This window comes from Paenibacillus silvestris (genome assembly GCF_009882985.1).
Lineage (GTDB): Bacteria > Bacillota > Bacilli > Paenibacillales > NBRC-103111 > Paenibacillus_E > Paenibacillus_E silvestris.
Window position 1 is genome coordinate 153,799 of record NZ_WTUZ01000015.1, and the last position, 12,859, is coordinate 166,657.

General features: G+C 48.0%; 11 protein-coding genes. 10 read left to right on the forward strand and 1 reads right to left on the reverse strand.

Going from position 1 to position 12,859, the window contains the following annotated elements; genetic code table 11:
• The first annotated feature begins 8 nt into the window (after positions 1-8).
• The 10 genes from GQF01_RS11950 (at position 9) to GQF01_RS11995 (ending at position 10,875) form a co-directional block, all read left to right on the forward strand.
• Entirely contained in the window at positions 9-2,312 is a 2,304-nt protein-coding gene (locus tag GQF01_RS11950; RefSeq protein ID WP_202556274.1) for a DUF4962 domain-containing protein, read from the forward strand.
• 445 nt (positions 2,313-2,757) lie between these two features.
• The gene (locus tag GQF01_RS11955) at positions 2,758-4,104 is read left to right on the forward strand and encodes an extracellular solute-binding protein (protein ID WP_161406982.1); all 1,347 of its coding nucleotides are present in this window, start codon (positions 2,758-2,760) and stop codon (positions 4,102-4,104) included.
• 97 nt (positions 4,105-4,201) lie between these two features.
• The gene (locus tag GQF01_RS11960; protein ID WP_145665210.1) at positions 4,202-5,092 is read left to right on the forward strand and encodes a carbohydrate ABC transporter permease; all 891 of its coding nucleotides are present in this window, start codon (positions 4,202-4,204) and stop codon (positions 5,090-5,092) included.
• Positions 5,093-5,109: 17 nt separating this feature from the next.
• Entirely contained in the window at positions 5,110-5,991 is an 882-nt protein-coding gene (locus tag GQF01_RS11965; protein WP_186456566.1) for a carbohydrate ABC transporter permease, read from the forward strand.
• A gap of 84 nt (positions 5,992-6,075) precedes the next feature.
• Positions 6,076-7,902, forward strand: a complete 1,827-nt coding sequence (locus tag GQF01_RS11970; protein ID WP_161406983.1) for a sensor histidine kinase — start codon at positions 6,076-6,078, stop codon at positions 7,900-7,902.
• Positions 7,903-7,906: 4 nt separating this feature from the next.
• On the forward strand, positions 7,907-9,082 hold the full coding sequence (locus GQF01_RS11975; RefSeq protein WP_161406984.1) for a response regulator: 1,176 nt from the start codon (positions 7,907-7,909) through the stop codon (positions 9,080-9,082).
• Between the two features lie 181 nt (positions 9,083-9,263).
• A complete protein-coding gene (locus GQF01_RS11980) occupies positions 9,264-9,800 on the forward strand; it encodes a C40 family peptidase (protein ID WP_161406985.1) in 537 nt (178 codons plus the stop codon).
• Positions 9,801-9,865: 65 nt separating this feature from the next.
• The gene (locus tag GQF01_RS11985; protein ID WP_161406986.1) at positions 9,866-10,261 is read left to right on the forward strand and encodes a pyrophosphohydrolase domain-containing protein; all 396 of its coding nucleotides are present in this window, start codon (positions 9,866-9,868) and stop codon (positions 10,259-10,261) included.
• A gap of 24 nt (positions 10,262-10,285) precedes the next feature.
• Positions 10,286-10,504 (forward strand): helix-turn-helix domain-containing protein, encoded by a 219-nt coding sequence (locus GQF01_RS11990; RefSeq protein ID WP_145665199.1) that lies wholly within the window; start codon positions 10,286-10,288, stop codon positions 10,502-10,504.
• 170 nt (positions 10,505-10,674) lie between these two features.
• Positions 10,675-10,875 (forward strand): cold-shock protein, encoded by a 201-nt coding sequence (locus GQF01_RS11995; protein ID WP_145665196.1) that lies wholly within the window; start codon positions 10,675-10,677, stop codon positions 10,873-10,875.
• 626 nt (positions 10,876-11,501) lie between these two features.
• Here the strand turns inward: GQF01_RS11995 and GQF01_RS12000 are convergent.
• Positions 11,502-12,818, reverse strand: coding sequence for an ABC transporter substrate-binding protein (locus GQF01_RS12000; RefSeq protein WP_161406987.1), 1,317 nt, complete (start codon positions 12,816-12,818; stop codon positions 11,502-11,504).
• Positions 12,819-12,859: the final 41 nt, after the last annotated feature.

The window sequence follows — 12,859 nt, forward strand, 5'->3', positions numbered from 1 at the left end:
AATCGATTATGACAACCCTGTCGCCATTATATGAACCGCAGAGCGGCGTATTAACTGTACAATACGAACCGAATGAGCAAACTACCTTGCTAGAGAACCCTCCGCGGTTCACATGGATTCCGGCTCAACTGGAGAATGACCGTTATGTGCTGCAAATATCGCAGTCGGACGTATTTTCCGAGGCAGATACCCAAACGATCAAGCCGATTCCCTATAATTTATATACACCGGATGATGCCTTTCAAGCAGGAACTTACTTCTGGAGGTACGCACTCCTTCAAGAGAATGGCGAACAGACGGCATGGAGTAAGGTGAGAAGCTTTGAGGTAGGAGCTGACTTGCCGGAAACACCGCTGCCTAGCCGTGAGCGCCGTTACGCCGAAGCCTCTCTGCAGCACCCTAGATTATGGCTCCAATCCGCTGAGGTTGAGGCCTTCCGAAGAGAGCAGGAAGCTGATCCGGCATATAGCGGTTTCGATGTCTTTTATGAGAAGTCGGCTAAGCCGTGGATGGATCGCGAGCTCATCGCGGAGCCGCTGCCGTATCCGGGCAACAAGCGTGTTGCCAAGCTGTGGCGTCAAATGTACATGGATACCCAAGAAGTCCTATATGCGATTCGTCATTTGGCGGTGGCAGGAACCATTTTGGCGGATGAAGAGATGCTCGACCGCGCCAAAACTTGGCTGATGCACGTCTGCAACTGGGATGTCAACGGCACAACCAGCCGTGATTACAATGATGAGGCGTCCTTCCGAATGACCGGAGCTATTGCATGGGGCTACGACTGGCTGCATGGTCGGTTATCGGAGCTCGAGCGGAAGCTAGTACGTGAGGTTTTGCTTGCTCGCGCACGGCAAATTGCTACGCATGTTATTGATCACTCCAAAATTCATCACGTGCCTTTTGACAGTCACGCCGTTCGTTCGCTTTCGAGTGTGCTGGTGCCGAGCTGCATTGCCTTGTTAGAGGAAGAGCCGGAAGCGCGTGAATGGCTGGATTATACTCTTGAATACTATGCGTGCATCTACTCCCCTTGGGGTGGGCCGGATGGAGGCTGGGCGGAAGGTCCGATGTATTGGACGACTGGGATGGCCTTTGTGACGGAAGCGATGAATTTGCTGAAAAAATATACAGGCATTAACTTCTATAAACGGCCGTTTTTTACGAAAACCGGTGATTTCCCGCTATATGCATTCAGCCCGGATACGCTTCGCGCAAGCTTTGGCGACCAATCTACGCTGGGTGATCCCGTTAGCCTGAAAACAGGATTTAACATCCGTCAGTTCGCGGGTGTGACCGGGAATGGCCTGTATCAGTGGTATTTTGAGCGGGTACGTGAGACGGATACCGATTCCGAAATGAAGTTTTACAACTACGGCTGGTGGGATTTCCGCTTTGACGAAATGGTTTTCCGTCACGACTATCCAGGGGTGGAAGCCGTCGTTCCAACGGATGCGAATATCGAGCAGGTAAAATGGTTCCGCGACATCGGTTGGGTCGCTTTCCACTCGAATATGGCGGATCCTGAGCGCCACATCATGCTGCTTACGAAGAGCAGCAAATATGGTTCTGTCAGCCATAGTCATGGCGATCAGAATGGGTTCTTGCTGCACGCGTATGGCGAACCGTTAGCTATTGAGAGCGGCTATTACGTGGCGTTCAGCTCCACGATGCATATGAACTGGCGCCGGCAGACGCGTTCGACGAACAATATTTTGATCGATGGGCTTGGTCAATATGCCGAGAAAAACAAAGTGCTCAACATGGCAGCGAATGGGTTCATTGAAGTAGCTGAGCAGCGCAAAGGCTATAGCTACTCCCGCAGCAACGCCACAGCGGCGTATAAGGAGTACGTTCCTTATCTGGACCGCTACGTACGCGAGCTGTACTTCTTCGGGACGTATGTCGTCGTGGTAGATCACATCGATCTGGCGCAAACGGGTACCGTGGATTGGCTGTTCCAGACCCTGTACGAGATGAAGCTGAACGGCCAAACCTTCAAAGTCCAAGGCCGCAAAGCCGATATGGACGGACGTTTCGTCTATTGCTCCTCCGGCGAGCTGGAGCTTACGCAGCATGAAGGCTTCACGGATGTAGACTTGAGCGAGATTGAAGGGTTGCCGCTGCACTGGCATCTCAAGGCAACGACGAAGCCGGCGCGCAGCCACCGGATCGCTACGCTCCTTGTGCCGATTAAGCATGGCGAGCCAAAGTATGTGTCCTATTTCATGGACGATCAAGGATTTGACACGCATATTTATTTTACGGAAGATGGCGTCACTCATCGTGTTGAGGTGCCAAAGGCTTACTAGGTTTATTTAGATGGACTCTCCTATGCTGGCTTGGCGGGAGGGTCTTTTTTATTTTCACGTGGCTATCAATAAGTAGCCTAAAATCTCGATGCGCTATGGATTAACGGTAGATTTTCCAGCTAATTATCTGTGCAGCCACTACTCCCAACTTCTAACCTCCAATATTGTCATACCTAGCCACATCTTACCGCCTCTGCACATCACTATCATCAAAAAAACGGGGTATTCTATTGAATGTCGGTGCCTTTGGCAAGCCCTTCACCGCTCTTCCAGCCCTTATCGCAGGCATGATCCAAGCCCTTTCAGAGGAAGGGGCCAGATAGGCCCACTAACATAAACCTATAAAAAGTAAACATGAATCCTAAAGTTCACACATTGTAAGGGTTGCCAATTTCGAGCGATAATAAGGGCATCAAGTTCACCAAACAAACGAGGGGGATTCACATTGATTAAAAAATATAAAGGTCTTCAATTAACAGCAGCAGGCTTACTGGCTATCTCGTTAACAGCATGTGGTGCAGGCGGCAGCACAACGACACCAGCACCGGGCGCGAGCGCATCAGCAGCACCTAGCGGTGGAAGCACAACGAAAGAAAATGTAACAATCACGTTCCAAAACATATATCCCGATCCAACAGATCCGAAAAACGGCATGTTGAAAAAGATCGTGAACGACTACCAAACGAAAAACCCGAACATCAAAATCGAACTTGATTCCCTGAACACGGATCAACAAAAGCTGAAGCTTAAAACACAAGCAGCTTCCAAAGAAGTTCCGGATATCACGATCGTGAATCCATCCGCTCAAATGAAACCTTTCGTAGACGCAGGATTGTTCGCACCGCTGAACGATATGGTTGATCAAAACGGCCTGAAAGGCACGTTCCAAGAAGGCATTTTGAACTGGTACACATTCAACAACAACATTTACGCTTTGCCAGACGGTAATAACATCGGTCTCGTTTACTACAACAAAGACTTGTTCAAACAAGCTGGCGTAGAAGTACCGAAAACATTCGAAGAAATGGTTACAGCTGTAAAAACACTCAAAGGCAAAGGCATTCAGCCAATGGCAATCGGTGAAAAAGATTCCTGGACAGGGTCCTTCTTGTTCATGAACGTATTGCTTCGCACAAATGGCGGCCCTGGCTTCTTGCAAGCCGTTGTTGATGGCAAGAAAACATTCGCAGACCCAGCGTTCACGGATGCTGTAAGCAGCTTCCAAGATTTAATTCAAGCTGGTGCTTTCCAAGAAGGCGCAACATCTTTTGACTACAACGCAGGTGAAAACTTGTTCAAAACAGGGAAAGCCGCGATGTACTACATGGGATCATGGGCAACTGGCGGTATCGAGACTTCTTCCGTTAACGGTAAAGTCGGCGTATTCAAATTCCCAACGGTTAAAGGCAAAGGTAACCCTGACGAGTTCATGCTTGCACCAGGCAGCGCGTTCGCGGTATCGGCTAACAGCAAACATTTGAAAGAAACAAAAGATTTCTTGAACTACTTCATGTTGAACTTCCCGAAAGAAGCATTCGCTGTTAAAGGCGCAGTTGGTCTAGCTCAAAAAGTTGATGGTGACTTTAAAGCTGCTGGATACTCCGATATGGCGATGGAAGTCCTGGATTTGTTCAAACAAGTTAAAGGCGGCGATCTTGCGTTCGATAACACGATGAACCCAGGAACAGCACAAGGCCACTTATCAAGCATCCAAAACCTCTTCGTGCAGAAGAAAGATCCTGCTGAAGTTGGCAAAGAGCACCAAACAGCTTATGATACGAACAAAAAATAAATAATCATTTAGCAGCCAAATCGGAATTTATCCTAAGCGCCGCACGGGTGTAGAGGGTAGATTCCGATTGGTATATCTCATGAAGGAGGCGAGCCAAGTGAATGTGTTAAGAGTCTCCAAGTGGACGATTGCCATGTTTGTACTGCCATGTTTGTTGATTTATGTTTGTCTCGTTTTTGTACCTATTCTGGTATCTATATATAGTGGATTGCTGGACTGGAACGGGATTAGCGGTGCAAAATTCATTGGTTTGGATAATTTCCGTAACTTGTTATTTCACGACCCTGTCTTTTGGCCATCTGTAAAAAGGACGTTAATGTTTGCTGTATTTTCCATGATTGAAATTCCGATCGCGTTAGGCGTAGCCATTCTCTTGAACCGTTTCATCAAAAAGCCAAATTTCCTAGTTTCCGCATATTTCTTGCCCGTTATCTTGTCTGTTGTTATCGTCGGACAGCTGTGGAAAACGATCTATAACCCTGCTGCCATGGGCGGTATGCTTAATCAAGTATTGGACATGTTGAATTTGCATAGCTGGTCAAGATCCTGGTTGACGGATCCGAAGATTGCTATGTATTCCCTTTATTTCGTGGCCCTGTGGCAGTACTTGGGGTACCACACTTTGATCCAGTTCACCGGTATTCAGAATATCCCTGCTGATATTTATGAAGCAGCACGGATCGATGGAGCGGAAGGCCTTAAAGCCGACTGGTATATCACTTTCCCTATGAATATTCCGATTTTCAAAATATCGATCGTCCTTGCCTTTATTGGCTCGCTACAAGCATTTGACATGGTCATGGTTATGACCGCGGGTGGTCCTGCGCATGCCACAGACGTCATTTCTACACATATGTACAACATGTCGTTCCTATCCTTGAAATACGGGTATGGTAGTGCGATAGCGGCGTTCTTAGTTGGCTTATGTCTGATTGCAACTGTAGTTATCAATGGTATCTTTAATCGACTAGAGAGAAGATTTACTTAAGGAAGGGGAGTGTCACCATGGAAGACATCAGGAAAGCAGCTTTGGCTGCACCTGCAATGATTCGGAGACGCAAAAGCTTCTCTATCCTGAAAGTTCTGGTCATTGCATTCTTATCGCTGCTCGTAGTAACACAAGTGTATCCACTGATTTGGTTGTTCATTTATTCGTTAAAAACGAATGAGGAAATCTTGTCCGGGCGGTTCTTCGCACTGCCTCAAGTGCTTCAATGGAAGAACTTCTCCTCCGCTGTAGAGGCAGGGCATTATTTTCAGTATTTGAAAAATAGTCTTTTCGTTACCTCTGTCACAATGGTTTGCGTCATCTTGCTTAGCTCCTTGGCTTCTTTCGCCATTACGAGGTTTAAGTGGAAATACGGCCAAGCCGTCATGCTCATCTTCCTGATCGGGATGATGGTGCCGATGCAAGCGACGTTGCTGCCGCTGATGATTATCTTCAAAAACTTGCATGCTTTGAACACGCATCTCTCGATCATCTTGCCCTATATTGCGTTCCAGACGCCAATTGCGGTCTTTATCCTCAGTGGTTTCATGAAATCCATTCCGGCTGAGATTGAAGAGTCTGCTGTCGTAGACGGCGCGGGGGTTTTCCGAATCTTTGGGAGCATCATTCTTCCGATTTCGATCCCTCCAATGATGACTGTGTGTATCCTGACATTTATTAATATTTGGAACGAGTACATTCTTGCGGCGACGTTCATTTCGTCGGAGCGGCTCAAAACGCTGCCTTTCGGGGTAAACAGCTTCGTCAGTCAGTATTCGGTTAATTACGGGGCTATCGGTGCGTTCCTGGTGTTAGGCGCGCTGCCAGTCATCATTATCTATTTCTTATTAGCAGACAAAATTACAAAAGGTATGGTAGCGGGAGCGGTGAAGGGTTAACTTCACCCCTCGCTTTTTGCTGTTTAAGGAGCTTCCTGTGATATGATAGCCTGTAACGACTAACGAAAGGGGACCGAATTCGCGGTGACACGGGGCCTTCATTCCATTCATAGCCGGCTGTTTTTGCTTTTCATTTCGTGTATGCTGATCCTCTTAACTTTGGTTAGTGTGCTTTATTACAAGAAAACAACGGACATTATTCATAGCAAAATCAGTGATTTGGCGGAGAAAAATATTTCCCAAACGGTGGGCCTGTTCGATTTGCTGCTGCAGGGTTATGACAGCATTACCAAATCGCTCAACAGCAATTATGAGATGCTTAGATTAATTCATGACCGTGACACGAGCAAAGATGAAGCCCTCAACATTATTAATGAGCGCACCATTACGAATATTATGGGAGCAGCTTACTACTCCAGAGATGATATTTTCGGGATTCATATCATTACGAACGCAGGCAAAAACTATAATTACGAACGTGGCTTCGACAGCGTCATTAATGCAGATTATGCGAATACAGCTTGGTATCATAAGCTTCAGGAGTCCTCAGGCGAAATGGTTTGGCTTGGTTTGTCCAAAGGCTCCGTCGTCAACCCATTCAAGCAGGATTCCGTTTTTGTATTTGGACGCAAACTGTACGATTTGACCGATCATCGCTTGATTGGGGTCCTTGTCATCGAGACGAACCCGGAGCCGATTCTGGCCGCGCTCTCGAACGTGAGAATCTCCCCGAACAGCCAAGTGTATATCGTCGATCGGGAGGACCACTTGATTGCCTCTACCGCGGGAGAGAATGGCATTCCACCTTCTTTCGGAGGGCTGTCGCGCCCGCAAAACAATGAAGTCATCGTGGATGACCGTACCGAACAACTGATTGTCTCGGCCAAAGCGAAGATGTCCGATTGGACGGTTTTTGGATTAACGCCCAAAGGTGATATTAACTCAGAGGTTGTGAAAACGAGAGAATACCTGTACTTCGTGGTTCTGGCGTTGGTTTTCTTATCCCTGGTGCTTGCAAGTATTATTTCCCAGAACATTTCCTCGCCGCTTAAGCTGCTGATTCGGGAGATGAAGCAGGTGGAGATGGGGAATTTTAAAGGTTCAGTGACCGTCAAATCGTTCGAAGAAATCAACTCGCTCGTGTCTTCTTTTAACCGAATGGTGAACCGAATGGATGAGCTCATTGAGCGCATTACGCTCGCTACGGTGAGTGAGAAGAATGCGGAGCTGCAGGCGCTGCAATCTCAAGTCAATCCGCATTTCCTCTATAACACACTGGATATGATTTATTGGATGCTGGATGAGCGGGAGAATGATCGACTGGGGAAAGTTATCTTAGCTTTGTCTCATATGTTTCGCTACAGCAGCGACTGGCAGGAAGCCTCCAAGACAACGCTTCGCCAAGAGCTGGATCAGATGCGTCATTATATGACGATCATTGAAAACCGGTTGGAAGGCAGGGTTAACACCGTACTGGACGTAGCGCCAGAGTGTCTGGATGTTGTCCTGCCCAAGATGACACTTCAACCGATCATCGAGAACGCGGTGAAATACGGGCTGGAGCCGCTCGATCGGCCTGGCGTGCTTCGGGTCTATACAGAGATTAGCGAGCATGAGATGCGCATTGTCATTGAGGATAATGGGGTCGGCATTGAGGAGAGCACCCTCCAGTGCATGCAGGAGCAGCTCATCAAGGATGCTGCGGACATCGACGGTGCCATGGCCCCAGTGCAGGCTCCGCAGACAACCAGTGCATCCGGCGGTCATACAAGAAGAGGCATTGGGATTACCAACGTGCATCGCCGCATCGTTCTTATGTTCGGAGATAGATACGGACTCCGAATTCATAGCAAGCAAGGGGAAGGAACGACCGTCATCATTGCGATGCCGCTTCCTCGGAAAGGAGAGTAAAACCATGGACATTCTCATCGTAGATGATGAAACCGTGATTCGGGAGGGCATCCAGCGTACGCTGCTTAACCGATTCCCGGAGCATCGGGTTCATCTCGCGGCGAATGCGGAGCAGGCAATCGCCTTGCTGCGAAGCCACCGCATCCAAATCGTCCTCACCGACATTCTGATGCCGGGCATGACAGGGCTGGAGCTCATGAATATGTCGCGGAGCCGGCATCCGAATGTGAAATGGGTGGTCATATCCGCCTATTCCGAATTTTCGTATGCACAGGAGGCTGTGCGGCTTGGGGCGAAGGATTATTTGCTGAAGCCGATCGGCAAAGAGGTGCTCAGCGAGATGATTCGGAAGCTGGGCGAGGAAATTGCTCATGAGACCGAGCTGAACGAGGAGTCTGAGCTCCTGAAGGCGAACCGCAAGTATTTGCAGGAAGCCGTCTTTCAGCGCTTTACACAAGGGCTGGACACCGGGCGCATCGATATGAAGCCCTTCATGGAACAGCACCCGCATTTCAACCTCATCATGGTGAAGATGGAGAGCGATAAGCCCGTATTCCTCGAGAACTTCATTATCGAGAACGTGCTTCAAGAGCTGATCGAGCGTTATGGCAAAGGTTTCGTAACGGTGCACGACAGCAAAAGCCTGCTAGGCATCGTCACGCTCCCGGATGCCGCGCAGCTAACAGCACTCGTCGATGAGCTGCGCAGCCACCTCGTGAAATATTTGAAGGTGCCCTTTCAGATTATGAGCTCCGATCAGATCAACCGCTTCGAGGCTGTGCCTGCCGAAGTGCAGCGCATGCGTCAAGCTTCGACGACGCAGGTTTACGAGCATCATGCGAGCGGCAGTGATCGCTCGATCGATGTTGCTTTGCAATATATTCGCACGCATTATCATGACGACCTGTCGCTGGAGAAAGTCGCAGCGATTGTTTACTTGAATCCGGTCTATTTCAGTCAGCTGTTCAAACAGAAGATTGGGCAGGGATTCAAGGAATATGTCACTCATCTCCGTCTGGAACAGGCGAAGCAGCTTCTTATGAATCCTAAGCTGAAGCTGGCGGACGTTGCCGATCGGATCGGCTATCAAGACATGCGTCACTTCTCGCAGGTATTTCGCAAGAAGTACGGTGTGACCCCTTCTGAGTATCGCCAAGAGCAGACACCAAGCTCGGTGTAAGCATGTTGTCAAGACATAGGGAAGCAGCTAATTCTCACCAAATTTTAATAAAAACGCCTAAAGCTAGACGCCGCTTGGATATCCTCAGGGACTGGTAAATACCGGTCCTTTTCTATGTGTTATTGTGGGTTCAGGGCCAGATAAGCCCATCACCATGATCCATGAAGGAGGATATCCAATCATGTTATTAGTGAAGAAGAACCGCCTTGTTCAATCATTCGTGGGGATCAGCCTAACGCTTTCCGTTTTAACTTCCGGAACGATGGTCTTTGGACCTCAAGCCGCCTTAGCTGCTGTAAGCGATTCCACCTCAACGGCAGTATACAGTGCTGCGAGCACGAGTGAAGCTAATGGTGTCGTAAGCACGGCACGATCCTATATTGGTAAAGTACGTTACAATTTTGGCGTCAGAGATGCGAAACGATTGATTCTGGATTGCTCCTCTTTTACGCAGCTGGTTTTCGCGAAGAATGGCATCACGATCCCATGGAGTTCAACGGAGCAAGCTAAGCTCGGGACGGCAGTTAAGAAGAAAGCGAATCTGCGCGCAGGTGACCTTGTCTTCTTCAGTACGTCCAGGCCCGGCCGCATCGATCATGTGGGCATCTATGTCGGGAATGGCAAATTTGTGAGCAACACGGCGAGTTCTAGCGTCGTCATGCTGGATATGAATGCTGGCTACTGGAAAAATCGTTTTATCACAGGCCGTCGGTTGTAATTGACCGATGGCTCCCTTTAGTGGTATATAAAAGAAAACCTACGTAAGGGAGCAGGGAGACCACTATGAATTTAAAGAATGCTTTTGACGATGTGAAAAAGTTCCACCAGACCTTCGAGCACCCTGTAGGCACAACTCCAAAGCGCTTGTCTGAGAGCCGCAAGGCAGCTCGCTTGGCTTGGATGCAAGAAGAGCTGGATGAGTTCAAAGAAGCAGCAACGGTGGAAGATGAAGTAGATGCGATGATTGATGAGTTATATTTTGTGTTGGGCACATTAGTTGAAATGGGAGTTGAGCCTGGACCGATTTTTGACATCGTACATCACGCTAACATGTCCAAAGTATGGTCGGACGGTCTAGTCCATAAGAACGAATTTGGCAAAACTATTAAGCCCCCAGATTGGCAGGACCCATTCGACAAAATTAGAGCAGAAATTCGCAGGCAGATGGATGAGAAATAAGCTTTTGGAGGAGGAGGAACAGACGTGTTATTTCATACTAGGCTAAAAGAGCTGAGACAACAGCAAAATCTAACGCTGCGCAAACTTGGCGAGAAAGCGGGCGTCAGTTATTCCATCTTAAATTCAATCGAAAATGGTCGAATACAACCGTCGAAAGATGTCGTAATTGCTCTAACAATTGCCTTGAAAATAGAGGATAAAGAGGAACTCCTGACCTTAGTAAGAAATGCCTCTGAAGGGTAATTGCATTAGCCAAATATGTGTGGTACAGTATTAATAGTCTTTGGGGTAGAACCTGAATTGCTTATTGCAAAGGGTTATCATTCTAGTTTGTGAAACCTTTTCCAATGTGTAATTTTTTTGTTCGAAACAAGAAAAAAGACATGTTAATTAAAACTTTGGAGGTATTACCCATGGCAGTAGGAACAGTTAAATGGTTTAACGCAGAAAAAGGATTTGGCTTTATCGAAGTAGAAGGCGGCAACGATGTATTCGTACACTTCTCCGCAATCCAAGGCGACGGCTTCAAAACTTTAGACGAAGGTCAACAAGTTGAGTTCAACGTTGTTCAAGGCAACCGCGGACCACAAGCTGAGAACGTTGTAAAGCTGTAAGCTTTTGCTTGCATAGATGCAGTTCGGAGAACAACTCTTAACATTATGTTAAGGGTTGTTCTTTTTTTGCGTTGGTTGGGGACTAGGAAGGCTAAGCAGCTCGGAGGGAACTACAGTCCGCTATTTCCACGAAATTGCATATCCCGCCTGTGAGGGGAACTGTGTTCCGCTATTTTGGCGAATTCCACCCGAAAAGCGCGCATGGTGGTCGAGTAAGACCCTGTAGTTCCCCCACGCAGATGAAGCAGCTGGATTTCGCTCGAATAGAGGACTCCAGTTCCCTAAGATTCCTATTCTTCCCTAAAAGGCGGGCATCTAAGCGGCAACGCAAAAATAACCGCGTTTCGACGCGAAATAGCGGATCCTAGTTCCCGCTTTTGGTCGATAAACGCCTAGGGCCGCCTAGGCCGTCCAACAGCGCCGCGAACTCCAATCGCGGTGCAAAACAGCGCCATCTCATGCGCTGCCCGCACGAGGCGCTTTACAGCGTCCTGCGAGGCCCCGCAGAGCATGTCTGCGCTTACACCCTTGTGCTTCCCTCACGAGGCGCCAATTGGGCGCAAAAAAGGGCGCCCCTGAGTAGATAATCTACTTAAGGAACAGCCCTTTGTTCAGTCTATGAGAATTTACTGATACTCTTTCGCCTTTTTCACAAGCTCATCATAAGCTGCTTCCGGCGCGATTTTGCCGAACATGACTTTCTCGCCGATCGTTTTGAAATCCTTCGCCGTGTAGTTACTCCAGCCTTTAGCCCCAGCATTGAAAGGTTGAGCGTCAGGAGCTACATTCTTGATAAGTTCAATTTGCATTTTATCAGCAGGAGTTAGTTTCGGCGTCAAATATTCAAGCATTTTTTTGGAAACCGGAACGCCTCGTGTTGTAGTTAGAATATCAGCAGCTTCGCTATCATTTATGAACCAGTCAATGAACTTCTTGGACTCTTCGGCATACTTGGAATCCGCGCTTACAGACCAGAACATGGAAGGCTTCAGCCATCCGCTGGATTGCGTGCCTTTCGGTTGATTCACAAGGGAATAAACGCTAGGTTTCACACCCTCATAACCAGGCAGCAAAGCGGCAAAAGTGCGTTTGATAAACACGTTGTCATTGTTCAAGAGATCCAGCTTTGCGTCGGATTCTTTATCGGTGGTCGCGACTTCTGCAGGAGGTATGACCCCAGCTGTGCGGAGTTCTGCATATTTTTTAACAAAAGTAAGATAAGTGTCTTTGTCGATGTTGAATTTGCCGTCTTCGGTAATCGGATACCCTTTGCCTTGGCTGAGCTGATAAGCGGAGTAGACCGTATAGTCAGATGTTGCGTCCATTAAAACATACTTGTCCTTCTCCAGCTTAGCTTTAACATCTTTACCGAATTGGAAATATTCATCCCATGTCCAGTTATTCTTAGGAGGAGTGATCCCGAGTTTGTCGACAGCATTTTTGTTGTAAATCATACCGGTTGCGTTATTGCCTAGTGGAACAGCATACAGTTTCTCTTTATATTTGCCTGAGTCTACAAGCGATTTGTCGATATCTTCGGTGCGAATGCCTTTCGATAAGTCAGCAAGCTGGTTCCTGCCTGCATATTCGGAAAGCCAAGCCGGGTCCATCTGGATGATATCAGGCGCATTCTTGGCGGCTGCTTGGGTAGCAAGTTTATCGGCATAGCCGTCAAATCCCGAAAATTCCGGTTCGAAGGTCACATTCGGATGTTTTTTCGTATAAGCATCCAGTGCTTTTAGCGTTGCATCGTGCCTTGCTTGTGAGCCCCACCATACAATACGCAGTTTAACAGGTTGCGTGCTTGCACCGCTTGGCGCTTTCGTTGCAGCTGTGCTGCCTCCTGCTGTATTAGCTGTCTTTCCAGAACCACATGCGCTTAAAGACAGCGCTATCAAAGCAGTCATGCTGAGCATGCCCCATTGTCTCATCTGCATTTTCATTGATAATCCCCTCTCGCTACCTAGTCGTCACTACCATTTCA

Bases quoted from the DNA above. Each gene is read 5' to 3' on its own strand.
- GQF01_RS11950 (WP_202556274.1), top strand. From the start codon at position 9: ATGACAACCCTGTCGCCATTATATGAACCGCAGAGCGGCGTATTAACT.
- GQF01_RS11965 (WP_186456566.1), top strand. From the start codon at position 5,110: ATGGAAGACATCAGGAAAGCAGCTTTGGCTGCACCTGCAATGATTCGG.
- GQF01_RS11975 (WP_161406984.1), top strand. From the start codon at position 7,907: ATGGACATTCTCATCGTAGATGATGAAACCGTGATTCGGGAGGGCATC.
- GQF01_RS11980 (WP_161406985.1), top strand. From the start codon at position 9,264: ATGTTATTAGTGAAGAAGAACCGCCTTGTTCAATCATTCGTGGGGATC.
- GQF01_RS11985 (WP_161406986.1), top strand. From the start codon at position 9,866: ATGAATTTAAAGAATGCTTTTGACGATGTGAAAAAGTTCCACCAGACC.
- GQF01_RS11995 (WP_145665196.1), top strand. From the start codon at position 10,675: ATGGCAGTAGGAACAGTTAAATGGTTTAACGCAGAAAAAGGATTTGGC.
- GQF01_RS12000 (WP_161406987.1), bottom strand. From the start codon at position 12,818: ATGAAAATGCAGATGAGACAATGGGGCATGCTCAGCATGACTGCTTTG.